Genomic DNA, 26,736 nt, shown 5'->3' with positions numbered 1-26,736 from the left:
CGCTGAGCACACACGGCCGGCGCGACGGCAGACCTAGTAGGCTCGCAGTCCGTGCGGTACCGGCGATGCGTGCTGCCAGACCCCACACAGGAAGCCGACGGCGATGACCGAACAGCACCAGAACACCTCCCCCGCATTCCAGGCCGGACTCGACGTCCGCACCGAGGTGATGGGCGCCGACTTCGTCGAACGGGCCTTCGAGCGCACCCGCGGCACGGACTCGGAGGACATCCAGGAATTCATCACCGAACACGTGTGGGGTTCGGTGTGGACGCGGCCGGGCCTGGACCGCCGCAGCCGCAGCCTGATCAACCTCGGCATGCTCATCGCGCTGCGCGCCGAGAACGAACTGCGCGGCCACGTGCGCGGCGCGCTGCGGAACGGGCTGACCCGCAACGAGATCGTCGAGGCCGTCATCCACGCGAGCGCCTACTGCGGCGCCCCCGCCGGACTGGCCGCGATGCGCGTCGTGCAGGAGGTCCTCGAGGCCGAACTGGGGCCGCTCAGCGAGGACTGACGGACCGGCCCGCCTTCGCCGCAATATCCAGGGCCGCAAGGTAACCGAACACCAGTGCGGGGCCGATGGTGGCGCCCGGTCCGGCGTACGTGTGCCCCATCACCGGCGCACTGGTGTTACCGGCCGCGTACAGCCCGTCGATCACCGAGCCGTCCTCACGCAGGGCCCGTCCCGCGACGTCGGTGACGATGCCACCCTTGGTACCCAGGTCGCCGGGCACCATCTGCGCGGCATAGAACGGCGCCTTGGTGAGCTCACCGAGACTGGGATTGGGCTTGTTGGTGATGTCGCCGTAGTAGTGCTCGTACTTGCTCTCGCCGCGGTGGAAGTCCTCGTCGACGCCGGTGCGGGCGAAGCCGTTGAACTGTCGGACCGTCGCGGCGAGCGTGCCGGCCGGGATCCCGATCTTCTCGGCCAGCGCCTCGACGGTGGACGCCTTGACGATCGCCCCGCTCTCGAGCCACTTGCGCGGCAGCGGACTGCGCGCGGTCACCCCGGCGAACAGGTAGCGGTCGCGGTAGGTCTGGTCGAAGATCAGCCAGCAGGGCAGGTTCTCGCCCGGACCGTCACCCTGACCGAACTCGCCTCCGTACATGCGGTGCGTCGCCTCGACGTAGGGCAGTGACTCGTTCATGAAGCGCTCGCCGCGGTCGTTGACCATGATGCTGCGCGGCAGCGACCGCTCCGCGAGCGCGAACCACGGTCCCCGCGGCAGCGGAATGGACGGGGCCCACCATGCGTCGTCCATGAAATCGATTGCGGCGCCGACCTTCAGACCCGCATTGATGCCGTCGCCGGTGTTGGACGGGGCGCCGATGGTCCAGTCCGCACCGATCGGCGCCCGCTGATACTTCTTGCGCATCTCGTCGTTGGCGTCGAATCCGCCGCAGGCCAGCACGACACCGTGCTCGGCGCGCAGCGTGGATGTCCGACCGCCGGACTCGACCACCACACCGGTGACCTTCCCGTCCTCGACGACCAGGTCGACCAGTCCGGTGTTCAGGCGCAACGGAATTCCGGCCTCACGCACCCCCAGCAGCAACTCGGCCATCAGTGCGCCGCCCATGCCGATGAGCTTCTGCCGGCGCGCCTTGGCCACGAAGGTTCGCATGCCCACCCGGACCATCCGAACCGGCCCGCGCCAGTGCCGCAGTCCGGTGCTGAGCCACCGGTAATCCGACTGCTTCACTACGACGTTCAGCGGAGCCTTGCTGTACGTCGGGTGCAGGGTGCCGAGGTCGGACCCCAGCTTGGCGGCATCGAACGGCTTCGGCTCGCAGGACCGCCCGGTCGACAGGCCGCCCGGCGCCTCCGGGTAGTAGTCCGAATAGTTCTTCACCCACTCGAGATTCAGCGCCGAGTGGTCGATGAGGAACTGCAGGGCTTCGGGGCCACGGTCGATGTAGGTGTCGATCCGGGCCGGATCCACTCCGGGCCCGATGATGCTGTGCAGGTAGGTGCGGGCGGCCTCGACGTCGTCGGCGGGCGCCTCCCGCTTCAGCACGGAGTTGCCGGGGATCCACACGCCGCCGCCCGAACGCGACGTCGAGCCGCCCCAGTACTCGGACTTCTCGACGATGACGACCTTCAGGCCCTGTGCGGCGGCCGTGATCGCAGCGGACATACCGGCCCCGCCGGCACCCACCACGACCACGTCGAACTGTTCGTCCCGTTCCGTCTGCGCTGCCATGACCGCTCCTGATCCGAGTGTGAAATAGAGTGCCCAAAATCTAGAACACGTTTCACTATTGATCAACGATTTGGCGCAGAAACCTAGCCTGAACTGGCCTTATCCCTTCGGCGATCCGGACTCACGGACTGATATTGACTACCACTCCGGCCCGGGCGCCGTGGCCGAATGTCACACACGTTCAATCCAGCTGAACGTGTGTGACATTCGGCCGGTCGGGGTCAGGCGGTGGGACCGAACTCCTCGAGCATCTCCGTCACCAGGGCCGCGATGGGCGAACGCTCACTGCGGGTGAGGGTGACGTGCGCGAACAGCGGGTGTCCCTTGAGCTTCTCGATGACCGCCGCGACGCCGTCGTGTCGGCCGACACGCAGGTTGTCACGCTGGGCGACGTCGTGGGTGAGCACCACTCGCGAACCGCTGCCGAGCCGGGACAGCACGGTGAGCAGGACGTTGCGTTCGAGCGACTGCGCCTCGTCGACGATCACGAACGAATCGTGCAGCGAGCGGCCACGAATGTGCGTGAGCGGCAACACTTCCAGCATGCCACGGCTGAGCACCTCTTCCATCACCTCGGGGCTCGCGAGGCCGTCGAGGGTATCGAAGACGGCCTGCGCCCACGGCCCCATCTTCTCGCTCTCGCTGCCGGGCAGGTAGCCGAGTTCCTGGCCGCCGACCGCGTACAGCGGCCGGAACACGACGACCTTGCGGTGACTGCGCCGTTCGAGCACCGCCTCGAGCCCCGCCGTCAGCGCCAGCGCGGACTTGCCGGTGCCTGCCTTGCCGCCGAGCGAAACGATGCCGACGCTCTCGTCGAGCAGCAGATCGAGTGCGACGCGTTGCTCCGCGGAGCGGCCGTGGAGGCCGAACGCCTCCCGCTCGCCCCGCACCAGTTGCACCCGCTTGTCCGCGGTGACCCGCCCCAGCGCGCTCGACCGTTCGCCCAGCAGTCGGATACCCGTGTGGCACGGCAACTCCCGGGCCTCGTCCAGATCAACGATCCCCTCGGAGAACAGCTGATCGATGACGCCGGACTCGACATCCAACTCGGTCATCCCGGTCCAACCGGACGGGACGACGTCGTGCGCGCGGAACTCGTCGGCGGGCAGACCCACGGCGCCGGCCTTCACACGCAGCGGGATGTCCTTGCTGACCAGCACCACGTCCCGGCCCTCGGCGGCGAGGTTGAGGGCACAGGCGAGGATCCTGGAATCGTTACTGTCCGTGCGGAATCCGACAGGAAGTACCGACGGATCGGTGTGGTTGAGCTCCACCTGAAGGGTGCCGTTCTCGGAGCCGATGGGCACCGGACGGTCGAGCCGACCGAACTCGAGACGAAGGTCGTCGAGCATCCGCAGTGCTTCGCGGGCGAACCATCCCAGCTCGTGATGGTGACGCTTGTCCTCGAGTTCGCTGATCACGACCAGCGGTAGGACCACCTCGTGTTCGGCGAATCTACTGACAGCCCACGGGTCCGAGAGCAGGACCGAGGTGTCGAGGACGTAGGTGCGGACGGAGCTGATTGCGGTCACGTGAGGCTCCTCGTTGTCTGCGTGGCACCCGCGCAAACGTGTTCGCTGGACCGGTCCGAACCCGAGTGTCAATCGACACGAGGGCCGGGCGCCGGCCCTCTCGCACTGACTGCATCAGCCACGATCAGGACCTCCCGTACAGTCAGCTACCCCTGCTGCCTGTTATCCGGGACGCTACGCCTGTCCAGGAGGAGCGCGACGCTCGCGCGCGGCGTGTCGAGTGAACGCCGCGTTAAGACTCGCCATGACGCCGAAACGGCCCGCACCCGAGGAGGGTGCGGGCCGTTCTGCGATCCGAGGGATCAGGCCTTGGGCAGCAGGCCCCAGTTCTCGAGGCCGTCGTACAGCGGGAAGTCCTGCGCCAGCTTGGAGACGCGGGCGCGCAGGGCCGGGACATCGGCGTCGGCGCCATTGGCGAGCGCGGTCGCGATGATGTCGGCGACCTCGGTGAACTCCGCATCACCGAAGCCACGGGTGGCCAGCGCCGGGGTACCGATCCGCAGGCCCGACGGGTTCATCGGCGGACGCGGATCGAACGGCACCGCGTTGCGGTTGACGGTGATACCGATCTCGTGGAGCAGATCCTCACCCTGCTGGCCGTCGAGCTGCGAGTGCCGCAGGTCGACCAGGACCAGGTGCACGTCGGTGCCACCGGTGAGGACCGAGATGCCGTTGCCGGCGACGTCGGCGCCACCGAGACGCTCGGCGAGGATCTTCGAACCGGCCAGGGTGCGCTCCTGACGCGCCTTGAACTCGTCGGTGCCGGCGATCTTCATCGCGACGGCCTTCGCGGCGATCGCGTGCATCAGCGGGCCGCCCTGCTGGCCCGGGAACACCGCCGAGTTGAGCTTCTTCGCCCACTCCTTCTTCGCCAGGATCATGCCCGAACGGGGCCCACCGAGGGTCTTGTGGACGGTGGTGGAGACGACGTCGGCGTGCGGGACGGGCGACGGGTGCAGACCCGCGGCGACCAGACCGGCGAAGTGCGCCATGTCGACCCACAGCTTGGCGCCGATCTCGTCGGCGATCGACCGGAACGCCGCGAAGTCCAGGTGACGCGGGTACGCGGACCAGCCGGCGATGAGTACCTGAGGACGCTCGGCGAGCGCGGTCTCGCGGACCTGGTCCATGTCGACGACGTGGGTGTCCTCACGGACGCCGTACGACGCGACCTCGTACAGCTTGCCGGAGAAGTTCAGCTTCATGCCGTGGGTGAGGTGACCGCCGTGGGCCAGGTCCATGCCCATCAGCTTCTCGCCCGGGTTCATCAACGCCATCAGCACGGCGGCGTTGGCCTGCGCACCGGCGTGCGGCTGCACGTTCGCGAACTCGGCACCGAAGACGTCCTTGGCGCGGTTGCGGGCCAGGTCCTCGACCACGTCGACGAACTCGCAGCCGCCGTAGTAGCGGCGTCCCGGGTAGCCCTCGGCGTACTTGTTGGTGAGCACGCTGCCCTGGGCCTCGAGCACCGCGCGGGGAACGAAGTTCTCCGACGCGATCATCTCGAGAGTGTCACGCTGACGCGACAACTCACCCGCCATCGCGGTGGCGACCTCGGGGTCCAGTTCGGCGAGGGACGCGGTGTTCACGTCGGTGGCAGGCACAGCAGTCATCAGCGAATCTCCAGGCTGGATTGCGGAAGTATCACTACCAGTCTAAGGACGACCTCGGCCGAGCATCGAGGCGGCTCCGTCAGCGCTCACGACGTCGTCGCGCAGCGCACCCGGAGTGTCGTCGCGCAGCGCACCCGGAGTGAGGGGTTCGTCGAGCAGTCGGCGGAACCGCTCAGACCGTTCGGGACCGACCGGAGCCTGCGCCAGCCAGCCGCCGAGCAGGCGATATCCCTCGACATACGTGCTGATGTACGCGCGCCACAGCGGCGACGACAGGAACCGCAGGCTCTGCCGTGCCCGCTCGGGACTCGACAGCGTCCACCGCTGCAGGAACGCCGCGACGTCGTCGGCACTCGCCCCACGATCGTGGAGCAGCAGCGCGGCGTCCTGTCGCACCGACAGCAGCCCGCTCGACGCGGCCGCGAGTTCTTCCGCCCGCTCGCCGTCGAACCGCAGACCCAGGTCTGCGTAGATCTCCTGCGCCCACGTCCCCCATCCCGCCCCGACGATCGACTCCAGCGCCAGGTCCGCCAGGCCCTCGGCCATCAGGCACTGCGGGGTGTTGACGACGAACAGGGTCTGCTCGAGCTGGCCCGCCCCGACCAGCCCGGCCTCCTTGCGGCAGTGCTCGGTGTGGTGACCGGGATAGGACTCGTGGGCGATGAGGCGCGGCAGGTTCGACATGTGCTGGTCGAGATCGGAGTTGATCGCGACCGTGGAGCGGTAGCCGCCGAGGTAGTAGTTGAACCCGGACCACGGCTTGTCGCCGACCACCTCGTAGTCGACCTGCTCGTGCTCGGGCAGCGCATACTCGGCGCGGACGCGGTCGCGCAGCGCGCTGTTGAACGCCTCGACGCAGTCCTGCAACCGATCCGGCGGGATCCGATCGGCCGCGCGGTTCGCCTCCATGCGTTCGGCGAGGGTGCCCGGACCGGGCAGGACGGCATCCATCCGGCGGTGCGCGTCGCGATAGCGCTCCTCGTCGCCGGGCGCGATCCGCACGTCGAAGTACGCGGCGACCTCGTCGACGAAGCCGATGTCGTCGGCGGCGAACTTGCGCGCCGAGCACTCCAGCGCTGTCAGGTGCGCGTCGAGGAACCTCGTTCGCTCGTCGGTCAGTCCCGCGGAAGGCAGTTCGGCCCGCAGCGCGCGTGCACTACCGACGAGTGTGCGCGGGTCCGGCCGCGGCTCGTTGTCCACCTGACGGCGCAACGCCGGATCACCTGTGTAGGCGTCGACGAAACCCTCCTCCAGGCGGTCGAAACGTAGACCCAGCAGGAGGTATTCACGCACCAGTGTGTCGAGCTCCATGGCGGCTGACACTAGTCGTTTTCGCTGTGAAGTGGACCCGGCGCATCGGCGGTGTGTGGCTGCGAGCACAATTTGCCTCATGCACCTGCCTCCCCCCAGCACGCGCATGCACCGATCGCAGTCGAAGCCGCTCTCTCGAGAGATGCACCGATGGCACGGGTGAGCGAGTCCAGCCCCTACGTCGAGTTCGACCGCAAGCAGTGGCGCAAGCTGCGTAAGTCGACGCCGCTCGTGCTCACCGAGGAAGAGCTCGTCGGGCTGCGCGGTCTCGGTGAACAGATCGACCTCGACGAGGTCGCCGAGGTCTACCTCCCGCTCGCTCGTCTGATCCACCTGCAGGTCGCCGCGAGGCAGCGTCTGTTCGCCGCCACCGCAACCTTCCTCGGCGAGAAGCACCCCGACCGTCAGGTGCCGTTCGTCATCGGTGTCGCCGGCAGCGTCGCGGTCGGCAAGTCGACCACCGCCCGCGTCCTGCAGGCACTACTCGCCCGCTGGGAACATCACCCGCGGGTCGACCTCGTCACCACCGACGGGTTCCTCTACCCCACCGCCGAACTCACCCGCCGCGGCATCATGCACCGCAAGGGTTTCCCCGAGAGCTACGACCGCCGCAAGTTGTTGCGGTTCGTCACCGAGGTCAAGTCCGGCGCGGAAGAAGTTGCCGCCCCGGTCTATTCACACACCTCGTACGACGTCATCCCGGGCCAGTACCACCTCATCCGCCAGCCCGACATCCTCATCATCGAGGGCCTCAACGTGCTGCAGACCGGTCCCCGGCTGATGGTCTCGGATCTGTTCGACTTCTCGATCTACGTCGATGCCCGCATCGAGGACATCGAGGCCTGGTACATCAAACGTTTTCTGGCGCTGCGCAAGACGTCGTTCGCCGACCCCAACGCGCACTTCCACCACTACGCGGCGCTGTCCGACGAGCACGCGACCCTGGCGGCCGAGGACATCTGGAACTCGATCAACCGGCCCAACCTGGTCGAGAACATCCTCCCGACACGTCCGCGTGCCACGCTGGTGCTCCGCAAGGACGCCGATCACACCATCAACCGCCTGCGCCTGCGCAAGCTCTGAGGGTCCGGGTGTCCTTTGCGTCCCCCGTGCGGCGCAAAGGACACCCGAGGTCACAGCGCCGCGTACGCCTGGGCGACGTATTCCTCGGTGCGCGGCGCACCGAGGAGTTGCGGCGTCATCTTGTTCATCACGTACGCGAAGGTCATCCGACGGTCCAGATCGTTGACGACGATCGATCCGCCGTAACCCGTCCACCAGCACACCCGCCCGTCGGGGATCGAGGGATGGATCGCGGGAGCGGGCAGCGCGTACCCGAGCCCGAACCGCAGCGCGGCCCCGAGCACCTGGTCGACGCCGTCGGCCTGGACGTCGAAGACCCGCTCGACGGCCTCGGGTCGCAAGACCTCCACGCCGGAGACGGCCCGCCCGCCGTGCGAGACGACCGACTGGACACGGGCCACCGACCGGGCGTTGCCGTGACCGTTGACGCCGCCGATCTGAGCGCCACGCCACTGTCTGCTCGACGTCTCCGGGATCGGAATCGCCGGATTGGTCATCGTCTTGACGAAGACACTGTCGGCCGGCAGTGCGCCGTAGTCGAATCCGGTGGGCGGCGGCGCAATCAGGGGCGCGACCCGTGCATCCACGTCGGCGGGTGTGCCGATCAGGTAGTCGGCACCGCAGACCTCCGCGATCTCGGTTGCGAAGAACTCGCCGAGACTGCGCCCGGCGATCCGGCGGACCAGTCCGCCGACGAGGTGCCCGTAGTTGGTCGCGTGGTAACCCGACGCGGACCCGGGCTCCCACCACGGCGCCTGCTCGGCGAGCAGGTTCTCGGCAAGAACGTCGTCGCAGATGTCGGCGATCGTCACCGGCTGCTGCCAACCGCTCACTCCCGAGGTGTGCCCGAGGACGTGTCGCACCAGGACACCGTCCTTGCCGTTCGCGGCGAACTCCGGCCAGTACCGAGCGACCGGTGCATCGAGGTCGAGCAGGCCGCGGTCGACGAGCAGCAGGGCCGCAAGCGTGGTCATGGTCTTCGTCAGCGAGTACGTGTTGACGACAGTGTCCTTGACCCAGGGGGCGTCGGTATCGACGTCGGCGACGCCACCCCACAGATCCACGACGATCTCGCCGTCACGCACCACGCATACCGACGCGCCCGCATCGATACCGTCGTCGAGATTGCGCTGCAACAGCTCTCGCAGCCCGGCGTAGCTAGGATCCGCGAACCCCTCGGCGGGCGTCACCGCGCCCCCACCGGCACACTCTGCGCCCGCTTCTCCCCGGCAACCATCTCCTTCTTGAGATCCCGGACATAGCGCGCGAAGTCCACCTGAATGGTGTGGCGGGGCGTCTCGTAGTACTGCGCCAGGCTCGCGGCGTCGTCGACCCCGATGATCCGGCGCATCTCGTCGACGGCCGGCGGCGCATAGCTGCCGTCGAGCACACCAGCGACGAGCTTGCTCTGCTGCTCGGCGAGATTGACGATCGTGGGCGACGCCTGCGCCAGACCCATGAAGAACAGGTTGTCGACACCGGGCTGCATGATCCGTTTGAACAGCGGGAACCGGTGCTGCGCATCGGGTTGCAGCGACGGGTCGTCGAAGAACGGGAAGCTCATGTTGTACCCGGTGGCACACACGATCACGTCGGCGGGAATCCTGCGGCCGTCGACCAGGCGGACGTGGTCGCCGTCGAGCGACTCGATCGCCGGAACACATGTCAGGTCACCGGATCCGGCCTTCGCGAGGAAGTCGATGCTCACCGACGGGTGCGCACCGAGGGGCTCGTGATCGGGCTCGGGCAGGCCGTAGTCCTGCATCCGTCCCAGCGACTTCTTGATCTTGCGCCGGGCAATCTTCAGGCCCAGCTTCTTCGGCATCCACGGCGGCATCATCATCTTGTCGGCCGGCTTGCCCTCGCGGTACTTCGTGAGGACCCACACTCCGCGGCGCGCGGAGACCCAGACGTGCTTGCCGATCGACCGGTGCGAGAGTTCGGAGGCGATGTCGAGGGCCGAGTTGCCCATCCCGACCACGACGATGTTCTTGCCGCGCATGTCGATCGGGTCGAACGCATTGAGGTAGTCGTGGCTGTGGATGATCCGGCCGTCGAACTTGCCGGGGTACTCCGGCATCCGCGGATCCCAGTGGTGACCGTTCGCGACGACGAGCGCGTCGTAGTTGCGGGTCTCGCCGGTATCCAGCGTGACCGCCCAGGTCCCGTCCGCGTTGCGGACGGCCTTCTCGACCATCGTGTTGAACGTGATGGTCTCGCGCAGACCGAACTTGTCGATGTAGTCACGGAAGTAGCCGTGCATCAGCGAGTGGTGCGGAAAGTGCGGCCAATCCGCCGGCACCGGGAAGTCCTCGAACTGCAGCCGCGTCGACGAGGTGTCGATGTGCAGGCTCTCGTAGCACGACGACATGCCCGTCGGATTCTTGTAGTACCAGTTGCCGCCGATGTCGTCGGAGGCCTCGAAGCAGTCGTAGGGAATGCCGTGATCCTTGAGGCGCTTCGCGGTGGTGAATCCCGAGCAGCCGGCACCGATGATGCACACCTTGGGCAGTTGGGGCATGGACGTTCCTCTCCCGCGCTTGATCTGATCTCAAACCTGACAGAACGTGATCTGCGTCATAGAACCGGATTCACTGACACACTGTCAAGCGACAGCTTCCACGGGCCGATGTGGAACGGGTCCGTACGATGCGACCGGAGGTGTGAGGTGAACGAGATCGAGGTCAGGACCGAGGCCGACAGAAGGCCGACACAGCGCGACGAACAGAAACGGATCACCCGACTCCGGCTACTGGACTGCGCGCGCGAACTGTTCTCGGCGCGCGGCTACGCGGCCGTGAAGATCGACGACATCACGTCCGCGGCCGGCTGCAGCCGCGCCACCTTCTACCTGCACTTCACCGGAAAAACCGACGTCCTGCGCAAGATCGGCTCCGAATCGATGGAGCCGCGTGCGGCGTCGGTCTACGCCGACCTCGACGAGGTTCTCGACAGCGGATCTCGCGACGAGTTCGCACACTGGGTCGGTCGGGCGATCGACTGGTTCGACCGCAACCGCGCGATCCTGCCGGCTTGGGACGAGGCACTGGTGCTCGAACCGGAGTTCCGCGAGGCGGCGCGCGATGCGATCTCGGCACTTCCGGACGCGATGCCGTCGTACTTGGCGCGGTGGGGAGACGATCGCAAACAGGAAGCCCGGCTGCGGATCGAACTACTCGTCACCCAACTCGAACGGTTCTTCACGCGATGGGCAGTGCAGGGCACCATCGAGGTTCCCCGCGATCAGGCCGCGGAAATCCTCACCGACGTCTGGTTCCCGGCGATGACGCCGCCGACCGCTACCGCGCCGGCGATGACGCCGCCGGCGCGGTAGCGGTCGGTCAGGCGCCGAACCGGCGATGCCGGGCGGCGTAATCGCGCAGCGCACGCAGGAAGTCGACGCGCCGGAACTCGGGCCAGTAGGCCTCGGTGAACCAAATCTCGGAGTAGGCGCTCTGCCACAACAGGAATCCCGACAGCCGCTGTTCCCCCGACGTCCGGATCACCAGATCGGGATCGGGCTGACCCGACGTGTAGAGGTGACTGTCGATGCCCTCGACGCTCATCGCCTTGACGAGGTCGTCCCCGGCCAGTCCCTCATGGAGTTTCTCGCGGAGCAACGACTGCACCGCGTCGGCGATCTCCTGCCGGCCGCCGTACCCGACCGCGACATTGACGTGTGTGCCGGTGCGCCCGCGGGTGCTCTCCGCCGCTTCCCGCAACCGACGGGCCTGCGCTTCCGGGAGCAGGTCGAGGGTGCCGACGATCTTGACGCTCCAGTTCTGGCCCGGAGCGGAGATCTCCTCGACGACGTCGGTGATGATCTCGAGCAGCGTGTCGAGTTCCTCGGGTTCGCGACGCAGGTTCTCGGTGGACAGCAGGTAGATGGTGGCCATCTCGATATCGGCCGCGTCGCACCAGCGCAGCAGTTCGGCGATCTTGCGCGCACCCATCCGGTGCCCGTGACTGACGTCGGTGAATCCGTTCTCCCGCGCCCACCGGCGATTGCCGTCGCACATCACCGCCACATGGCGCGGATGCTGTAAACCGTCGAGACGGCGCAGGAGCCGTCGCTCGTAGATGCTGTACAGCAGGCCGCGCAACTTCACCTGGACATCACCACGAGAAGAAAGACTACGCCGCGAACCCCGCGCACCCGCGACGGCGGTCACAGTGTCGCCTCGGAGACGTTCGCCACCGCTACAGTAGTTACCCTTCCGTAGGTTACGGTTGCGTAGGTTTGGTGGCTCGGACGGTTCCACCAGGCGGAACAACGACAGGGGCACCACATGACGGCACTCGGACTGGACGACCTGCCGGTCAAGCCACGCATGCGTGGCTGGATCCACGCGTGGTCGTTGGTGGTCGCGATCCTGGCGAGCGCCGTGCTGGTCTCGTTCGCCTATGCCAAGGAATCGCCGCGTGCCGGCCTCGCCACACTGATCTACAGCGTCACCGTGTGCGGCCTGTTCGCGGTGAGCACCACCTACCACCGCATCCACTGGCACACCGTGCGCGCCCGCACATGGATGAAGCGTGCCGACCACTCGATGATCTTCCTGTTCATCGCGGGCAGTTACACCCCGTTCGGCCTGCTGGCACTCCCGCCGCGCACCGGCGCGATCCTCCTGACGGTCGTGTGGTGCGGCGCCCTCGCCGGGATCGCGCTGAAGATACTGTGGCCCACCGCCCCTCGCTGGGTCGGAGTCCCGCTCTACCTCTTGCTGGGCTGGGCCATCGTCCCCGTGGCCGGAGATCTCGTCCACGAGGCCGGCGTTCTGCCCCTGGTCCTGCTCGCGATCGGCGGCGTCCTCTACAGCGTCGGCGCCATCCTCTATGCCACCAAGTGGCCCAACCCGTGGCCGCAGACGTTCGGCCATCACGAGTTCTTCCACGCCGCCACCGCGGTCGCGGCGCTGTGCCACTTCGTCGCGGTCTGCCTGGTCGTGTTCGGGTAGAGGGGTTGCCCAGATTCCCCTTTGCGGAGAATGCGCGGAAGGTCCCCGAAACGCCCCGAGATCCGGGTTCACCTGCTTACCCTGGGCGGATCTGACCTGGGAGGGACCGTTGTGACGACGACCGAGCGAGAAGTGGGTGGCATCACCCGGCTGGCACCGCAGGATGCCGACTTCGTCTACCACGAGGGCGAGAACCACATCTCGAACTCGACGGGTATCTATTTGTTCGACACCACCGGCGAGGCCGCGCCGATCACACAGGCCGAGGCTATCGAGTGGATGCGCCCGCGCCTTGGCTACAGCGGAGTCTTCACCCGACGTCTGCGGCACATTCCTCTGGCGCTGGACTATCCATTCTGGGTTCCGGACCCCACCCTCGATCTCGCACAGCACGTGATCGTCGAGCCGGTCGACGGGCCGGGATGGGATGCCCTGCGACACCACATCGCCCGATTCTCGGGCAAATCACTCGACCTCACCAGGCCGCCGTGGAAGCTGCATTTCCTCACCGGTGTTACTGGCATCGACGGACTGCCCGACCGGATGACCGTCGCGGTCCTGCGCTGCCATCACAGTTCCGGGGACGGCCTGGCCGCCCGCGACCTGGCGTTGCGCATCTTCGGTCGCTCGGAGACTCACCCGCCCGTTCCGACGACGTCGGTGAACTGGTTCACGCCCGCAGAATTCGTCAAGGCCATCGGCCGGCTCCCCCAGCAGTGGCGCGACTTCCGCCAGGGGCTCACGACGTCGGGCGAGGCGGCGCGCCGAGTCACCGAACAGGTCGAGGCCGGCACGATCGCCCCGGCACCGCCACGGCGACCCGCAACCCGCTTCAACACGGCCATCACCCCTGACCTCACGTTCGACGTCGTGAGCTTCCCGCCCGAGGACATCCGCGCCGTGCAGGCAGCGGTCGAGGGCGTCACCTTCAACGACGTTCTCCTGGCTACGATTTCCGGCGCTCTCGCCGCCTACCTGGCCGAGAAGGGCGAAACCCCGCCGAGTTCTCTATCGACGCTGGTGCCGATGTCGCTGCGAGGCACTCGCCCCGGCGTGGCCGACCATCCGGACGGGAACCGTGCGAACCATCTCGCGCTGATGGCGGTGGATCTCCACACCGATATCGACGACCCGGTGCAACGACTCCGAGCCATCAACGCATCGGTCCGCGCCGAGAAGGAGCGGCACCGGAACCCGGATGTCCAGGAAGCCGCGTCCAGGATCGACACATCGCCGGCCTGGCTCCTGAAGCTCGTCATAAGCCTGATGGGTCTACGCAAACAGCCCGAGGGAACCGTCGAAACCATCAACACGATGGTCAGCAACATCCCATGGACCGGTAACGACATGGTCCTGCGCGGTGCGCCTCTCGTCAAGAGCTTCGGCATTCTCGGAATCATCGACAAGGTCGGACTGAGACATCTGATCGTGTCGCACCACGGCGACGAGATCGAGATCTCGTTCTGCACCGACACCGCGATGATGCCGGACACCGATCGTTACAAGGCCCTCCTCACCGAGTCGTTCCGCGCACTGGTCGAGCGCGCAACGCTCCCAGAGACCGAAGGACCTTCCTCCGATTCCCGAAAACTTTCTCGAAACCGACCCGCCATCCCGTGACACGTTGTTACCGTTCGTTTGATCACAGGCAATCCGCTCGTGATACACGGAAAACCGGTGTGCGATCCGAATTGCGTGCGGGATTCGGTACCGGGCAACACATAACGTCTTCAGGAGGCACAAATGGGTTCACTCGAAGGACTTATGGGAGCGATCTTGGGAAACGGTGGGCTCAACTCCCTCGCGGCCGATGGCCTGCTTCCCGCATTCCTCGGCTCCGCTCAGACCAGCATCACCGATGCCCTCGGCTCGCTGGGTGACCTCGTCACCATCGGCTTCGGCTCGATCGACAGCTTCTCGGCGCCTCCGGCCAAGGGCTAATAGCTGAACCGGGCCTACCAACCCCGCGATTACTAGCCGCGGCGGGCAGCATCGAGTGATACGGCCCGCCTCGATCCAGCTTTGACAATCGCTCGGAATCGTCTGATCTAAGGAGAGTCATGGGATCCATCTACGAAGTACTCGGAAATGTGACCGGGAGCCTGAGCGCGCAGATCATGAAGGGCATCGGGTCCCTCTTCACGCTGAGCGGCTACCCCGACGGACTGCCGAAGCAGTAAGACACTGGTGCCCTGGGCACCTCATCGGGGCTCGCGCTGTGTGCGCGGGCCCCGATTGTGTCTGTACGGCACCGGAAATGCATGGCGACGGACCCACGGGGAAGCAATCGCCTGCAGGACCCGAGCCGCACCGACCTCCGTCCCGCAGCCTCCCACTCGTGGAGGGATACTGCGATGAGAACTTGCATGCACTCGTGACCGATGATCGCACGGCCACCAGGCATCTGAACGCGTCGAGCTGGGGAGATCGAACAAGTATGCAGCGGAAGAATATTCGAGCACTGTCCGCGGGACTGCTGACTGTAGGACTCCTCACGGCGCTTCCTTCAGTGGCAGCAGCCGAACCCGAGATCGGGACGGTCGTACCGGAATACGTCCAGGTAGCCGCGGACGCGCAACCGTCGATCACCAGCATCACGACGGTGGACGATCGACTACTACTTCTGCAGGTCGCGTCTCCGGCTATGCGCCGCGAAGTGCCGGTCAACGTGCTGCTGCCCGCCGATCGGAGTCAACCCCGCGGTGCGCTCTACCTCCTCGACGGCAACTCCGGCCAGGTCGAGAGCAGCAACTGGCTCGATCGAACCAGGGGCAACGCGGAGGACTTCTTCGCCGACAAGAACGTCAATGTCGTCCTACCGGTCGGCGGTACCGGAACTCTCTTCACCGACTGGACCCAGGACCACCCGAAGTTCGGGCGGACCCAGTGGGAGACGTTCCTGTCGAAGGAACTGCCCCCACTCATCGATGCCCAACTCGACACCAACGGCCGCAACGTCATCGGCGGAATCTCCTCCGGGGCACAGGGAGCCGTGATGCTGGCCGCACGCGAACCACAGGTGTACGACGGAGTCGTCGGCTACAGCGGCTGCTACGTCACCGACGGTCCCGTCGGGCGCGCGCTGACCGATCTGGTCGTGCTCAACGGCATGGCCAACTCCGAGATGATGTGGGGCCCGGAGGGCAACGACGTCTGGCGTGAACACGATCTGTTCCGCAACGCGTCCGCCCTCGCCGGGAAGAAGGTGTATCTCTCGTCCGGCAACGGACTACCCGGCCCTCACGAATCCCTCGACCAACAGGGCATTCAGGACCGGGTCGTCGTCGGCGGACTGCTCGAGGCCGGCTCCAATCTGTGTACCGACCAACTGGCGCAGGCTCTTCGAGACGCGGGCGCCGACGTGACCCGCAGTGCCCAACCGGTGGGTGTGCACGCGTGGCCGTACTGGCGCGACGAACTCGGTCGCTCGTGGCCCACCATCGAGGCGGCTCTTCGATAGCCACCGATCGACCATTTGGTGTTACCCGGACGAACCGACCAGTCGTTGTTACAGTCGACTGGCACGCGCAATTGCTCGTGCAGAACTCGGCACTCGCATTACTGTCGGGAGCTCGACAGCAGTGTGTTGCCGCAACCTGTCGGGAGTAGATATGGGTTCCTTAGCGGACATCTTCGATTCCATCCAGTCGATCGAACTGGCGGGAAACACGGTCAAGACCATTCTCGATTGGCTCGGCGACATCGTCACGAGCAGCGAGGCCTGACCTGGCCCGCGGTCCTGCCCTGATTCGAATCATTCGACTGGCAGAGCCTCCACGAGGCCTGCATCTACCTGGAGGTAAGACATGAGTTCGCTCGCAGACCTGATCAAGATTCCCGTCATGAGCCTCGACGCTCTCGGCGTGGGAGTGCTTCAGTCGTTCCGTAACTTGATCGATTACGCCGGTCTCGCACTGAGCTGAGGCACGTCGCAACTTTCAAGACTCCGTGAGTGCGATTCCAGGGGCCCGTGCGTCCATGCGCGGGCCCCTGGCGCATTCACCTCGTCGACCCAAGAGCGACGTCGCCCCTTCGGTCGCGCGGGCATTCCCCGACCCGACGAACGGGCAAGTGATCAAATATTTGTTTGAAGTGGCAGAATTCGGCGCTCCCCCGGCATTTCGACCCCGAAACCGCGTCGATCAGATTCACCAAATTCACCACACTGGCATCAATGGGTTGCTACCTTCACTCCGGTCACAAGCACATGCTTGCGATTGAACATAGACGCATGCCCGCACACAGCTGCGGACAATTGCGCCACCCGCATTCACGTTAGGAGAGTTACATGGCTTCGATCGAGGACATCTTCAAGGGACTCGGCTCGCTGGACGCGCTCCAGGGCCTGTTCACCACGATCACCGGTTCGGTCGCGGGCATCTTCAACAGCTGACGCTGTCGACACGAACACCCGCTCCCACCGAGGAGCTTCCCCACCGTGTGGGGCGGCCTGGCCGCCCCACAATTCTTTTGGAGGTACACCATGGACTTCGGTTCGATCACCGGTCTCATCGCAATCCCCGTCGGGAGTGTCGACACCGTTCTCACCGGCTACATCACGGCCGCCAACGATGCCCTCGCCGGCATCTCCGCCTGGTTCAGTGGCGTCACTGGCAGCCTCGGCGGCAGCCTGTAACACCGAGGGATTCCCGGACGGGAATCGCAGCAGGGCCGTGCGGTAGGACCGCACGGCCCTTTTCGCGTCAGTCCGAGTCCACCCGCTCCCGCAGATCATCGACCCCGGTCACCGGCCGGGCGCACACGAATCCCCTGCACACGTAGGCCGTCGGTGCACCGTCGATCTGAGGCCGATCGGCCAGCAGCGGAGCCGAATCCGGTGGGCCCGCGATCACCACGGCACCGCCGGGCGCCAGTCGTCGGGCCGCTTCGGCCAGGTCCGACGGCGCCATCTCCGCCACCGCGATCTGGATGGGCCCCCGCACCGACGCCTCCGCGACCGCGAGCCAGTGCCCCGCCGAACGGGGCGCGCGCTGCAGGACCACCGCCGCACGGACCAGCGAATCCTCGGCGGCCGCTGCATACTTCGACGACCGGTCCGCCTCCACCAACGCCGCCGCGGTCAGCAGCGCCTCCGCGATCGCCGACGCGCCCGACGGCGTCGCCCCGTCGAGGGGATCACGCGGTCGGGCCACCAGCGTTTCGGCGTCGTCCGCGGTGTCGAACCAGCTGCCGGCCTCGTCGCGATCGGCGAAGCGCTCGATCGCGGTGTCCAGCAGGGACGTCGCCGCGTCCAGCCACTCGGCCGCCGCGGTCACCTGGTGCAGCGTGAGCAGCCCCGTCGCCAGGGCCGCATAGTCCTCGAGGATCCCGGCGGGCTCCCCCACCGCGCCGGCGAGCGACGCGCGCCGCAGACGTCCGTCCACCAGATGCGTCGTGAGCAGGACGCGGGCGCACTCCTCGGCCGCGCGGACCCACTCCCACCGTCCGAGCGCCGCACCCGCCTCGGCCAGCGCCGTGACGGCCAGCCCGTTCCACGCCGTGACCACCTTGTCGTCACGGCCGGGCTGCGGACGTCGGGCACGCGCGGCGAGCAGTCGGGCCCGGACCGCCGCGAGGCGCCGGCCGTCGGACGGGTCCACCGGCAACTGCAGGACCGATGCACCCCGCTCGAACGTCCCGACGTCGGTCACCGCGAACACCTCGGCCGCCCATGCGCCGTCCTCGGCACCGAGGACCTCGACCAACTGGCCCGGCGTCCACGAATAGGTGAGCCCCTCCTCGCCGTCGGTGTCGGCGTCGAGCGCCGACGCGAACGCCCCCGCGGCGGTGCGCAGGTCGCGCAACAGGAACTCGACGGTCTCCTCGGCGACGCGGTACGCAAGCTCGGATCCGGTGCGGCGAGCGAGGTGCCCGTAGAACCGCAGCAGCAGCGCGTTGTCGTAGAGCATCTTCTCGAAGTGCGGAACCACCCACTCCGCATCCACCGCGTAGCGCGCGAAACCCCCGCCGAGCTGGTCGTATATTCCGCCGCGCGCCATCGCGTCGGCCGTGCGCTCGACGGCACGCAGCGTCGGCTCGGCCCCGCTGCGCTCGTACGAGCGGAGCAGACCCTCGAGCAACATGGACGGCGGGAACTTCGGCGCACCACCGAATCCGCCGCGTTCGCGGTCCTCGTCGCGCAGGATGCTCGCGACCGCGCCCGACAGCAGCGGGACGTCGACCGGCACCCCGCCGAGCGGCAACGCACCGGCGCTGCGGCGCAGTTCGGCCACCACCGACGCCGCTGCGTCGTCGACGTCACCGCGCCGCGTCAGCCAGGTGTCGGTGATCGCGTGCAGCAGTTGGGTGAACGACGGCATCCCGCCGCGCGGCTGCGCCGGGTAGTAGGTGCCGCAGTAGAACGGGCTGCCGTCCGGGGTGAGGAAGCACGTCATGGGCCAGCCGCCCTGACCCGTCATCGCGACCGTCGCGTTCATGTAGACCGCGTCGAGGTCCGGGCGTTCCTCCCGATCGACCTTGATGCACACGAAGCTCTCGTTCATCACGGCCGCCGTCTCGGGGTCCTCGAACGATTCGTGCGCCATCACGTGGCACCAGTGGCACGCCGCGTACCCGATGGAGAGCAGGATCGGCACGTTGCGTTCCCGCGCCCACTCCAGGGCCTCCGGCCCCCACTGGTGCCAGTGCACCGGATTGTCTGCGTGCTGACGCAGATACGGACTGGTCGCATCGCCGAGCGTGTTGCGCTCGCGCGGCCCCGGCCCGGTCACGGAAGTCCTAGCTCGCCGGTTTCGCGGGCGGATCGTGCTTGGCCTGCGGGTCCTCGTCCGGCCGACTCGGCTCGACGACCTCGGCGATCGCAGCGCCGCGGTCCGTGCCCTCGTCCGCCGCCTGATCGGCCTCGGGATGCTCCGGCTCGAAGTCGTCCGGCAGCTTCCGCAGCTGCTTGTTCATCGAGCGGATGAGCAGAACGGTGCCGACCAGCAGCGCCACGATCAGGACGAGCCCCAGCGGGGATGCCTTGCCGAACTCGGGACCCTGCGGGCTACTCGGGGTGCTGGTCCCCTGCGCCAGCAAGTCCCAGGCCAACGTCGTCATCACTACTGCTCATCCTCCACAATGCCCGCGAACAGGTCGTTCTCCGGGATGGCGGTGTGCACCCGGGTCTTGGCCAACTCGAACTCCTCGGTGGGCCAGATCTTCTGCTGAATGTCGAGCGGGACCGCGAAGAACGACCCGTTGGGATCGATCTGCGTCGCGTGGGCCCGCAGGGCGTCGTCACGCTGCGGAAAGTAGTCGCCACACGCGATCTGCGTCGTGACGCGCGCCATCAAGTCGCCCTGCTCGGTCTTCCACTTCTTGAGCCACTCGGCCATCGGGAACTCCTCCCCGCGGCGCTCGTACTCCTCCTGGAACTGCACCAGGCGCTTCCGGATGAAGCCGTGCGAGTAGTAGACCTTCTGCACTTCCCACGGCTCGCCCGCGTCGGGGAACTGCTCGGGGTCGCCGGCCGCGTCGTAGGCGGCCATCGACACCTCGTGGCACTTGATGTGGTCGGGGTGTGGGTAGCCGCCGTTCTCGTCGTACGTGGTCATGACGTGCGGCCGGAACTCGCGGATCACCCGGACCAGCGCCTCGGTGGGGATCTCGAGCGGTTCGAGCGCAAAGCAACCCTCGGGCAGCGGCGGCTTGGGGTCACCCTCCGGCAGGCCGGAGTCGACGAACCCGAGCCACGTCTGCTGCACACCCAGGATGCGCGCAGCCTCGGCCATCTCCTCCTGCCGAACCTCGTGCATCCGTTCCCGGATGCCCGGGACGTCCATCGCCGGGTTGAGGATGTCACCGCGCTCGCCACCCGTGAGGGTCACGACGAGTACCTCGTTGCCCTCGGCGGCGTAACAGGCCATCGTCGCCGCACCCTTGCTCGACTCGTCGTCGGGATGGGCATGAACGGCCATGAGTCGGTATCCGCTCACGTGTGTCTTCACCTCAGCTTCGCGTGTCACCGGCGTGGCGTGTCGCCTGCAGTCGTCGACCACTACCACTCGTCGGTCGTCGTCGTCCTTCCCCTATAGTTCCACCTGACACATACGACCGTCTGTCGTACCCCCGCTACGCGCGGCAAACGGCGACTCCGACGGCCGTGCAGAGCACCACCACCGGCGAGAGCAGAGTGATGAGCAGTACGCCTTCCCCGGACCGCTACGGGTCCACCCGCCGCACGTCCGGCCCCATCCCCTGGGCCAAGTGGATTCTCACCGGTCTCGTCGTCCTCGCCGGCGTCGGCCTCGCGTACATCGCCTACACCAAGTTCGCCGTCAAGGAGATCGAGGGCGAGCAGGTCGCGTTCGACGTCGTCGACCAGACGACGATGAACATCCGATTCACCGTCACGCGCGACGACCCGTCCGAGCCCGCCGTCTGCATCATCCGTACCCGCTCCAAGGACGGCTCCGAGACGGGCCGCCGCGAGGTGTACGTCGGGCCGTCGGGCTCGGGGACCGTCGAGATCACGGCCCCCGTTCGCGCATCTCAGCCGCCCGCTATGGGCGATCTGTACGGCTGCAGTCTGGACGTTCCGGACTACCTTCACGCAGGCTGACAAGTGGACCGATCGGTCTTCGTTCGGATCGGTCGATACCCCTCATCGTGCTAAAATGAGTCAATACACGGTTCCACTCGGAGCCGTGTATTGCTGCATTGACGGCAGGACGAGTCTGCTCACGAGATGGGCGAGCCGGGGGTCTTCGCCACCGGACATTCGCTACGGACGAGAGCGGCCCTGCCCGTTGATCGCTGCTGTTCGCAGTGATCTGCCGAGGGAGTCCACCCGGACTTCAACTACAAGGGAGTGATCGAGAATGACCGAGACCCAGGTGACCTGGCTTACTCAGGAGTCTCACGACAGGCTCAAGAATGAGCTCGACCAGCTCATCGCCAATCGTCCGGTCATTGCCGCCGAGATCAACGAGCGTCGCGAAGAGGGTGACCTCAAGGAGAACGGCGGCTACCACGCCGCTCGCGAGGAACAGGGCCAGCAGGAGGCGCGCATCCGCCAGCTGCAGGAGCTGCTGAACAGTGCGAAGGTCGGCGAGGCCCCCACCCAGTCCGGCGTCGCACTGCCCGGCTCGGTCGTCAAGGTCTACTACGACGGCGACGAGTCCGACACCGAGACCTTCCTGATCGCGACCCGCGAAGAGGGCGCCCGCGACAACGCACTCGAGGTCTACTCGCCGAACTCCCCGCTGGGCGCCGCGCTGCTCCAGGCCAAGGTCGGCGAGACCCGCGAGTACACCCTGCCCAACGGCAGCCTGATGAAGGTCACCCTCGTCAGCGCAGAGCCGTACCACGCCTGATACAGGCGCACCGACGCAGAACCCCGGCCGAGGATTCCTCGGCCGGGGTTCTCTCGTTTCAGCTCCGGAGCAGGGAGTGCGCGCCGAGGAACTCGACCAGCGCCTCGGGTTCGGGATCCCCGGCGAGCAGCGCGACCAGGTCGTCCGCGGCGGACGCCTCGACCGGCTCCATCCCACCGAGCGCGAGCAGCGTCGCCGATCCGGTCGGCAACAGTCGGGCGCAGACCACTGCCCCGACGTTCAGATCGCGACCGGCACCCTCGTGCGTGACCTCGACGGTGTCGTCTCCGCGCAGGTCCTGCAGCGTCACCACGTCGTCGGCCGCGGCGACCACGGTGTACACCGACCGCCGCGTGCGCACCCACTGCCCGGCGAGCTCGAGTTCCTCCGCCGGCAGCAACGCGCCGCGCCGACCGACGAACAACTCGAACAGGCCGCCCTCGAACAGCGCGACATCGACGGCCGGTCCGCCCTCGATCGCACGCAGCAGTTCACCGTCGTCCGCCCCGGGCGCCGCATGGATCTCGGCGAGATCGAAGAGGATGTCGAACAGTTCCGGGGACCGCATGAACAGCTGTGCCTTGCTGTACAGCCATGCCGCCCGGTCGTCGGAGGTCAGCTCGGACCGACCGAGGTGGCACGCCTTGTACTTGCGGCCCGATCCGCACCAGCAGCGGTCGTTGCGTCCCAGCTCGGGGTGCTCGCGCGGCGCGAAGCGTTGCAGCACGTCGTGCAGTGCCTCCGATTCGCCGCCCTCGATCCGGCCGAGCAGTGACTGTGCGCGGGTGACGTCGCCGCCGTCGGCGGCGAGCAGTGCGAGGTCGAAGATCGCGGGGATCCAGTCGGGATCGTGGGAGAGAGCCTCGTCGTAGTACGACCGCGCGGCCAGGACGTCACCGAGCCGGTCGGCGGCCTTACCCGCCAGCCAACAGGCCGCGGCCTTCGCACGACGCGGCGCCAGGTCCACGAGTCCGACGGCCACCGCGTGCAGCGCCTCGGTCCGGTCGTCGAACTCGCTCACCAGCTCCAGAGCGGCGGCGGCCACCACCGGATCCGACAGCAGGACGAAAGCGTCGACGTCGGCGGAGATCTGTTCGTGCGCATAGGTTCTCGGATCGGCACCGAGCGCCGCCTGCTCCTGCGTCTGCCGCACCAGGTCCAGGAACTCGACCACCGCGCGGGCCTCGTCCGGATGCAGTTCGTGCTCGCGTGCGACCATCCCGATCTGCGCGGCCAGGCGGTGTGTGGCGAAATCGAAACCGTACACCGCGAGGTAGTCACCGTCACGCACGTAGCCGGCGGCGTCGATCAGCTCGGCGAGGGGGACGGTGGGGGCGACGAACAACGCCGGGTCGTCGATCATCAGCTGCCAGACCAGGGCGTCCAGGTGCTCGGCGGCATCCTCGGGCACGATCCGGCGCAGGGCCGCGGTGAGGTCGGGCGCGGAAGCCGGTTCGCCGGTCACCCTTCGCAACTCCAGCCCACCGTCGACGGCGGTGATCGCGACGAGGTCCCCCGCCGCGTAACCGGCCAGAGCCCCCGGCTCGAGCAGCAGCCCCTCGTCGTACAGGAAATCGGGATCGGTGACACCCCGCTCCGCGAAGACGTCGTCGTCCAGCCCTTCGAAGACCACACGGAACCCCTGCTCGGAGTCGAATGCAAAGGCAGTCAGCGGCGTCAGGTCGGGGTTGGCGTCGAGGATGCCGGCGGCGATCTCCGCATCCGTGAGCCGATGGGTCAGCGTCCGGCCCTCGAGGAGCGGACCGAGCGCAAGGTTCCGCCCATCGGGGAGGAAACCGAGATCGTAGTCGTCGAGTGCCTCGACGACGTCCTCCATCTCGCGGGCGGAGCCGTACCCCGCGTCGGCCAGACGCCGCCCCCACTCCTCGGTGGTCAGCGCTCCGTGCTCACGAAGAATGGTCATCGCGGCGTCGGCGATGCGGTCACGGGGATCGGGCTCGGTCACGGGGATCGATCGTATTCGATTCCCGTGACCGCGAATGCCACGCCGAGGCGCGACCGTCACATGACCCGGCGTGCCTTCATGTCGCCGAAGACCGGCCCGACCTTGACGACATCGCCGAAGGTCGGGGCGTGGACCATCATCCCGTTGCCCATGTAGATGCCGACGTGTCCGGGGCCCCCGGCCTGCCAATTACCGAACACCAGATCGCCGGGTTGCGCCGCGGCCATCGGGATCTCGGTGCCGACCCCCCACTGCGTCTCCGACGTGCGCGGCAGTGCGACCTTGCCGCCGCTGGCGGCGAACACCGCGAACGACGTCAGACCCGAGCAGTCGAAGCCACCCATCGACGGTCCGCTGATATTGCCGCCGCCCCACACGTACGGCAGACCGAGGTAGCGCATCGCGAGCTGCACGACCGCGCCCCCGATGCCCGACGTCGGGAGAGTGATGTTGCCGAGGTCGAGGTTCGCGAACGGCGACAGCAACTGCTCGAACTGGCCCTCCGACGCGCGGATCTTCTGCACGTACGGCCCGCTCTGGTCGGCCGCGTCGTCGACACCCGACGGCACACCACCCGCCTTGCGCACCGCGCGGGTGCCGGCGTTGAACGCGGCGAGCGCGAGATCGAGGGTGTCGCCCTGGACCAGGCCCTCCTGCTTCCACGCGTCGACCTGCGCATAGTTGTCGCACAGCATGTGTCCCGCGGCCATCACCGAGTCGGCGACACCGAGGATGTCGGCCGTGCCGTCACCGTCGGCGTCCTTGCCGTACTTGGCCCACTCGCTCGGCATGAACTTCGCGGGACCACGCCCACCGGCGAGCGAGACCGGAGCCGTCGGACCGTAGCGGAAGTCGTTCTCCACCGAGAACAGCGCCGCGAGGGTGGGCGCCTTGACGCCCCCACAGATCTCGCCGGCCTGACGCAGCCACGGCGCGAACACCGCGATCGAACCGACCTGCCCGAGGAGATTGCCGGGCGGGAGTACCGCCGACAGCGGCGGCAATGTCAGACCGCCGACACCGGGCAGCGTGATCGTGGGAGCGGTGTTCGCGCCGACAGCGGGAGGGATCACGGTCGGCACCGCCGCGGGGGGTGTGGCGACCGGCGGGGCAGGTTCGGGCGCGGGAGCCTCCGGCGTCGGGACCACATCGGTGGACGGCAGCGAGTCGGGGGCCTTCGGAGCTTCGAGGGCGGGTATCACCCTGACGAGATCGGTCGCCGCCTGCTCCCGCATTTCGGGTGGGAGCAGTGCGACGATGCTGTTCACCGGTTCCACGAGCTGCGGCGCGGACTGCACGGCGGCGGGCGCTCGTGGGGCTTCGGGAGCCGGGTCGGGTGTTGCGTTCGCAACCGCGGGGAACGCGACACCTGTTACTGCTGCGACAGCCACGATCGCGGCTGCGGGCTCCCATGTCATACACCGCTCCTGGGGGTCGTGCTTGTCCGAGGACTCACGGTAACGGGCAAACAGACTGCCGCGGGCGGGATTCAGGAAACCCTCAGTGTTTCGCGCACTTGTCGTCGACCGGTGTTCACCGAACACGACGACAAGTGCGCGAAACGCGAGATCAGCGCGGGATCAGCCGAGCGCCTGCTCCACATCGGCGAGCAGATCGGCCGCATCCTCGATACCCACGGACAGGCGCACCAGATCCTCCGGCACCTCCAGCGCGGAGCCCGCGGTGGACGCGTGCGTCATCGCGCCCGGATGCTCGATGAGCGACTCGACGCCGCCCAGGGACTCGGCGAGCGTGAAGATCTGGGTGCGCGAGCAGAAGTCGAGCGCGGCCTGCTTGCCACCCTTCAGTCGCACCGAGATCATGCCGCCGAAGCGCCGCATCTGCTTGGCCGCCACCACGTGGCCGGGGTGCGACTCGAGGCCCGGGTAGATGACCTGGGAGATCGCGGCGTGGCCGGTGAGCAGATCGACGATCTTCTCGGCGTTGTCGCTGTGCCGTTCCATGCGCAGCGCGAGGGTCTTGATGCCGCGCATCGTCAGGAAGGCGTCGAACGGTCCCGGGACCGCACCCGCGCCGTTCTGCAGGAACGCGAACTTCGTATCCAGTTCCTCGTCGTTCGTCACGAGCGCGCCGCCCACGACGTCGGAGTGTCCGCCGATGTACTTCGTCGTGGAGTGCAACGCGATGTCCGCACCCAACTGCAACGGCTGCTGCAGGTACGGCGACGCAAAGGTGTTGTCCACCAACAGCTTTGCCCCGGCGGCGTGTGCCACCTCGGAGATGGCGGCGATATCGCCGATGTTGAGCAGCGGGTTGGTGGGGGTCTCGACCCACACCAGCTTCGTATTCGGCCGGATCGCGGCGCGGACGGCGTCGACGTCGGACACCGCGGCGGGGGTGTACTCGATGCCCCACTGGGTGAAGACCTTGTCGATGAGCCGGAACGTGCCGCCGTAGGCGTCGTTCGGGATCACCAGGTGATCGCCCGGGCGCAGCATCGACCGCAGCACGCAGTCGGTGGCCGCCATCCCCGAACCGAACGCCCGCCCGAACGTGCCCGACTCGAGCGCCGCGAGGTTCGCCTCGAGGGGGCGACGGGTCGGGTTGCCGGTGCGCGCGTACTCGAAGCCGCCGCGCATCCCGCCGACGCCGTCCTGGGCGAAGGTGGAACTGGCGTAGATCGGCACGTTGACCGCACCGGTCTGCGGGTCGGGCTCGTACCCCGCGTGGATGGCCTTGGTGGAGAAACCGCTGGAGAATCCCTGCTCGCTCATGGCGACCAGCCTAG

General features: G+C 67.3%; 23 protein-coding genes. 10 read left to right on the top strand and 13 right to left on the bottom strand.

The annotated features are described in order from the left end of the window. Positions 1 to 103 precede the first annotated feature (103 nt). Positions 104 to 517 (top strand): carboxymuconolactone decarboxylase family protein, encoded by a 414-nt coding sequence (locus DEU38_RS01355; protein WP_114718323.1) that lies wholly within the window; start codon positions 104 to 106, stop codon positions 515 to 517. Here DEU38_RS01355 and kstD read toward each other — a convergent pair. The 4 genes from kstD to DEU38_RS01335 all read right to left on the bottom strand — a co-directional run bounded on the left by kstD (position 504) and on the right by DEU38_RS01335 (position 6,663). Continuing rightward, positions 504 to 2,207 carry a 3-oxosteroid 1-dehydrogenase gene (gene kstD / locus DEU38_RS01350; protein WP_114718322.1) on the bottom strand — a complete coding sequence of 568 codons (1,704 nt, stop codon included), beginning with the start codon at positions 2,205 to 2,207 and terminating at the stop codon, positions 504 to 506. The two genes, DEU38_RS01355 and kstD, sit on opposite strands and share 14 nt — an antisense overlap. Before the next feature lie 221 nt (positions 2,208 to 2,428). Beyond that, positions 2,429 to 3,739, bottom strand: coding sequence for a PhoH family protein (locus DEU38_RS01345; RefSeq protein WP_114718321.1), 1,311 nt, complete (start codon positions 3,737 to 3,739; stop codon positions 2,429 to 2,431). Between the two features lie 302 nt (positions 3,740 to 4,041). Continuing rightward, positions 4,042 to 5,352 (bottom strand): serine hydroxymethyltransferase, encoded by a 1,311-nt coding sequence (gene glyA, locus DEU38_RS01340; RefSeq protein WP_114718320.1) that lies wholly within the window; start codon positions 5,350 to 5,352, stop codon positions 4,042 to 4,044. Positions 5,353 to 5,394: 42 nt separating this feature from the next. Beyond that, a complete protein-coding gene (locus DEU38_RS01335; protein ID WP_114718319.1) occupies positions 5,395 to 6,663 on the bottom strand; it encodes a DUF885 domain-containing protein in 1,269 nt (422 codons plus the stop codon). Between the two features lie 150 nt (positions 6,664 to 6,813). Here DEU38_RS01335 and coaA point away from each other — a divergent pair, with 150 nt between their 5' ends. Beyond that, positions 6,814 to 7,746, top strand: coding sequence for a type I pantothenate kinase (gene coaA, locus DEU38_RS01330; RefSeq protein WP_114718318.1), 933 nt, complete (start codon positions 6,814 to 6,816; stop codon positions 7,744 to 7,746). Positions 7,747 to 7,796: 50 nt separating this feature from the next. Here coaA and DEU38_RS01325 read toward each other — a convergent pair whose 3' ends face one another. Both DEU38_RS01325 and DEU38_RS01320 read right to left on the bottom strand, forming a co-directional pair. Next, positions 7,797 to 8,936, bottom strand: coding sequence for a serine hydrolase (locus DEU38_RS01325; RefSeq protein WP_114718317.1), 1,140 nt, complete (start codon positions 8,934 to 8,936; stop codon positions 7,797 to 7,799). After that, on the bottom strand, positions 8,933 to 10,267 hold the full coding sequence (locus DEU38_RS01320; protein WP_114718316.1) for an NAD(P)/FAD-dependent oxidoreductase: 1,335 nt from the start codon (positions 10,265 to 10,267) through the stop codon (positions 8,933 to 8,935). Before DEU38_RS01320 ends, DEU38_RS01325 begins: the two co-directional genes overlap by 4 nt. A 147-nt stretch (positions 10,268 to 10,414) precedes the next feature. Here DEU38_RS01320 and DEU38_RS01315 point away from each other — a divergent pair, with 147 nt between their 5' ends. Continuing rightward, the gene (locus DEU38_RS01315) at positions 10,415 to 11,080 is read left to right on the top strand and encodes a TetR/AcrR family transcriptional regulator (RefSeq protein WP_258557592.1); all 666 of its coding nucleotides are present in this window, start codon (positions 10,415 to 10,417) and stop codon (positions 11,078 to 11,080) included. 7 nt (positions 11,081 to 11,087) lie between these two features. On the opposite strand, the gene DEU38_RS01310 is transcribed toward DEU38_RS01315, so the two are convergent. After that, on the bottom strand, positions 11,088 to 11,855 hold the full coding sequence (locus tag DEU38_RS01310; protein ID WP_114718314.1) for an isoprenyl transferase: 768 nt from the start codon (positions 11,853 to 11,855) through the stop codon (positions 11,088 to 11,090). Between the two features lie 180 nt (positions 11,856 to 12,035). Here DEU38_RS01310 and DEU38_RS01305 point away from each other — a divergent pair, with 180 nt between their 5' ends. The 5 genes from DEU38_RS01305 to DEU38_RS28235 all read left to right on the top strand — a co-directional run bounded on the left by DEU38_RS01305 (position 12,036) and on the right by DEU38_RS28235 (position 17,340). Continuing rightward, positions 12,036 to 12,704, top strand: a complete 669-nt coding sequence (locus DEU38_RS01305; RefSeq protein WP_114718313.1) for a hemolysin III family protein — start codon at positions 12,036 to 12,038, stop codon at positions 12,702 to 12,704. A gap of 111 nt (positions 12,705 to 12,815) precedes the next feature. After that, positions 12,816 to 14,324 (top strand): wax ester/triacylglycerol synthase domain-containing protein, encoded by a 1,509-nt coding sequence (locus DEU38_RS01300; protein WP_114718312.1) that lies wholly within the window; start codon positions 12,816 to 12,818, stop codon positions 14,322 to 14,324. 123 nt (positions 14,325 to 14,447) lie between these two features. Continuing rightward, complete coding sequence (locus DEU38_RS27980) at positions 14,448 to 14,645, top strand: hypothetical protein (RefSeq protein ID WP_147283441.1); 198 nt, start codon at positions 14,448 to 14,450, stop codon at positions 14,643 to 14,645. 568 nt (positions 14,646 to 15,213) lie between these two features. Further along, on the top strand, positions 15,214 to 16,164 hold the full coding sequence (locus DEU38_RS01295) for an alpha/beta hydrolase family protein (protein ID WP_258557591.1): 951 nt from the start codon (positions 15,214 to 15,216) through the stop codon (positions 16,162 to 16,164). Positions 16,165 to 17,187: 1,023 nt separating this feature from the next. After that, positions 17,188 to 17,340, top strand: coding sequence for a hypothetical protein (locus tag DEU38_RS28235; protein WP_174908946.1), 153 nt, complete (start codon positions 17,188 to 17,190; stop codon positions 17,338 to 17,340). Positions 17,341 to 17,407: 67 nt separating this feature from the next. Here DEU38_RS28235 and DEU38_RS01290 read toward each other — a convergent pair whose 3' ends face one another. From DEU38_RS01290 to mca, 3 genes are read right to left on the bottom strand one after another with little or no spacing between them, the layout of a single operon-like run. After that, complete coding sequence (locus DEU38_RS01290; RefSeq protein ID WP_114718310.1) at positions 17,408 to 19,435, bottom strand: thioredoxin domain-containing protein; 2,028 nt, start codon at positions 19,433 to 19,435, stop codon at positions 17,408 to 17,410. Positions 19,436 to 19,442: 7 nt separating this feature from the next. Continuing rightward, on the bottom strand, positions 19,443 to 19,763 hold the full coding sequence (locus tag DEU38_RS01285; RefSeq protein WP_114718554.1) for a hypothetical protein: 321 nt from the start codon (positions 19,761 to 19,763) through the stop codon (positions 19,443 to 19,445). Positions 19,764 to 19,765: 2 nt separating this feature from the next. Continuing rightward, complete coding sequence (mca, locus tag DEU38_RS01280; RefSeq protein WP_114718553.1) at positions 19,766 to 20,641, bottom strand: mycothiol conjugate amidase Mca; 876 nt, start codon at positions 20,639 to 20,641, stop codon at positions 19,766 to 19,768. Positions 20,642 to 20,841: 200 nt separating this feature from the next. Here mca and DEU38_RS01275 point away from each other — a divergent pair, with 200 nt between their 5' ends. Then, positions 20,842 to 21,267, top strand: a complete 426-nt coding sequence (locus DEU38_RS01275; protein WP_114718552.1) for a DUF4307 domain-containing protein — start codon at positions 20,842 to 20,844, stop codon at positions 21,265 to 21,267. Between the two features lie 259 nt (positions 21,268 to 21,526). Then, a complete protein-coding gene (greA, locus tag DEU38_RS01270) occupies positions 21,527 to 22,021 on the top strand; it encodes a transcription elongation factor GreA (RefSeq protein ID WP_114718309.1) in 495 nt (164 codons plus the stop codon). A 58-nt stretch (positions 22,022 to 22,079) separates the two neighbouring features. Here the strand turns inward: greA and DEU38_RS01265 are convergent, their stop codons facing one another. The 3 genes from DEU38_RS01265 to DEU38_RS01255 all read right to left on the bottom strand — a co-directional run bounded on the left by DEU38_RS01265 (position 22,080) and on the right by DEU38_RS01255 (position 26,722). Beyond that, positions 22,080 to 23,987, bottom strand: coding sequence for an SEC-C domain-containing protein (locus DEU38_RS01265; protein ID WP_258557590.1), 1,908 nt, complete (start codon positions 23,985 to 23,987; stop codon positions 22,080 to 22,082). A gap of 56 nt (positions 23,988 to 24,043) precedes the next feature. Further along, positions 24,044 to 25,405, bottom strand: a complete 1,362-nt coding sequence (locus tag DEU38_RS01260) for a bifunctional lytic transglycosylase/C40 family peptidase (RefSeq protein WP_114718308.1) — start codon at positions 25,403 to 25,405, stop codon at positions 24,044 to 24,046. Between the two features lie 162 nt (positions 25,406 to 25,567). Then, positions 25,568 to 26,722, bottom strand: coding sequence for a cystathionine gamma-synthase (locus tag DEU38_RS01255; RefSeq protein ID WP_114718307.1), 1,155 nt, complete (start codon positions 26,720 to 26,722; stop codon positions 25,568 to 25,570). Between the last annotated feature and the right edge of the window lie 14 nt (positions 26,723 to 26,736).

It is taken from the genome of Rhodococcus sp. AG1013, assembly GCF_003350365.1.
Classification (GTDB): Bacteria; Actinomycetota; Actinomycetes; order Mycobacteriales; family Mycobacteriaceae; genus Prescottella.
The sequence above is the reverse complement of the archived record's forward strand: the minus strand, read 5'-3'. Positions and strand labels throughout refer to the sequence as shown.